This is a genomic window from Verrucomicrobiia bacterium, assembly GCA_035460805.1.
Lineage (GTDB): Bacteria > Patescibacteriota > UBA1384 > CAILIB01 > CAILIB01 > DATHWI01.
This window is the reverse complement of sequence record DATHWI010000102.1, coordinates 1-1,821: the sequence shown is the minus strand read 5'-3', so window position 1 is coordinate 1,821 and position 1,821 is coordinate 1. Positions and strand designations below refer to the sequence as shown.

At 55.2% G+C, this 1,821-nt stretch carries 3 protein-coding genes; 1 reads left to right on the top strand and 2 read right to left on the bottom strand.

What is annotated here, in order from left to right:
* Together VLA04_03855 and VLA04_03850 are read right to left on the bottom strand one after the other, a co-directional pair.
* Window positions 1-546 (bottom strand): SOS response-associated peptidase (locus VLA04_03855; GenBank protein ID HSI20803.1); only part of this gene is annotated, 546 nt, incomplete at its 3' end.
* Window positions 547-624: 78 nt separating this feature from the next.
* Complete coding sequence (locus VLA04_03850) at window positions 625-1,281, bottom strand: hypothetical protein (GenBank protein ID HSI20802.1); 657 nt, start codon at window positions 1,279-1,281, stop codon at window positions 625-627.
* Window positions 1,282-1,697: 416 nt separating this feature from the next.
* On the opposite strand from VLA04_03850, the gene VLA04_03845 reads away from it, so the two are divergent.
* Window positions 1,698-1,821, top strand: a 124-nt coding sequence (locus VLA04_03845; protein ID HSI20801.1) for a DUF3309 family protein, incomplete at its 3' end; no start/stop codon positions are given.

Genomic DNA, 1,821 nt, shown 5'->3' with positions numbered 1-1,821 from the left:
GACGGGCATACGATCATGCACGCTGCCCACAAGCGGGTTCGCTTCTCCCACGATCATTGCCGTGGATAGGATTTCCCCTCCGCCTAATCGTGCAAATTCCCAAATACCCGCGAAGGCGAAAGGTTCGAGGTCTCTGCGGCGGAAGCGGTAAGGCTGCTTGCCATCTTTACGCTTCTGCCACTCGTAAAATCCCGTCGCTGGAATGAGACATCGCCGTTTTGCAAAAGCTTCTCGAAAGAGCGGCAACTTGTGCACCGTCTCGGCACGCGCGTTGATGTGGGGGACCTTGGGCGTTTCCTTCATCCAGAATGGGACCAATCCCCAACGTGCCATGACCACCTCACGTTTACCGTCGCGGGGATCGATGCGTACAATCGGGATTTTATCAGTGGGAGCTACGTTATAGCGGAGAGGAAAATTGGACTTCGGCAGGCGTTGAGCCTTGAAGAGGCCGGGATACGCATCGCGAGCGATCAGATTGTCGAAACGGCCACACACATCTTCAAAGATATGCACCTGAATCGGAAAAGCAAATGACTGTAGCACCGGGTTTCCCACCCGGCACCTACAAACGATTTCTAGCAGATTTTCAGCCTACACCAACGCTCACCCGATGAGACTCACTTACCTGCGTTTCGAGCATGTCTTCGTTGATCCATTCCACTTCATGTGGGCTTTTTTGCACGTGCGCTTGCCATGGCGTTTCCACTTTTTGCCATCGCCTTCCCTATGCTTGCCGTTCCAATAGTCGCCGCTCTCAGGGTCCCAGTCATCCCGGTAACCGCCCTCTTGGTCATTCAGGTGACCACCCTGGTCCCACTCATAACTGCCCTCTGGGTCCCAATCATAACCGCCCTCTTTGTCATCCGGGTAACCGCTCCCCGGGTCACCCTCGTAACCCCTTCCTGAGCCACCCTCGTAACCGCTGCCTGGGTCACCCTCGTAACCCCTCCCTGCGTCACCCTCGTAACCCCTCCCTGGGTCACCCTCGTAACCGCTACCTGGGTCACCCTCGTACTGAGCGAAGGGGCCATCACCCGGAACATCATGATTACGGTACTGGTCGGGCAGATCCTCGGCTTGTGACGACTCTTGGGGAGGTTCGTGAGAGGCTTGGGGGCTGGCCTCTTTGGAGCAAAACTTTTCCGGCAATGGCTTATTAAATCTTTGAAAATGCTCAATGACTGATGCTGGGGTGTCAGGCGCAGGAAGACAGTCGGCGAACGCTTTGTCGCCAAACAACCCTGCAATTAAAAATGGAATCAGCCAACACCTGGTCATTGGCCGTATCTAAGTTTGTGGCGTCTGAACAGGGTCTGAGGCGTCCGTTCATCTGACATTCACGGTCGCCAAGGAAGTTCCATTGCTAGCACACCGGACTCCGCGCAACCGGAGTGCGCGGCAACTGAATAAAAGAGGAGGGCGATAACCTTTGGCTACCGCTCCCATTTGGGGGCCACTGCGCTGTCTGAGGACGCAGACTGCCCTTCTGGTGCGCCAGCCGAGAGAAAGGACAAACCCGGCTGCATGCTTGGCGCACCCTCAATCGCATCCCTAGCTAATTTTTCGGTTGGCCAAACCGGAGCTATTGGAGCAATTTCAGTTACCGTGACATTGCCGGCGCCCTTTTAATGGCGCAACCTTTGCCCTCAAGGCGACATCCATGTTAAGGAACGACAAGGGAAAAGGGGGCCGTCATGACACTCGGAACGATCCTTCTTATAGTTTTGGTGCTTTTGCTTATCGGAGCCTTGCCAAACTGGGGTTACAGCCGCAGTTGGGGCAGAGGACCAGCCGGCATACTCGGTATTATTCTCATAG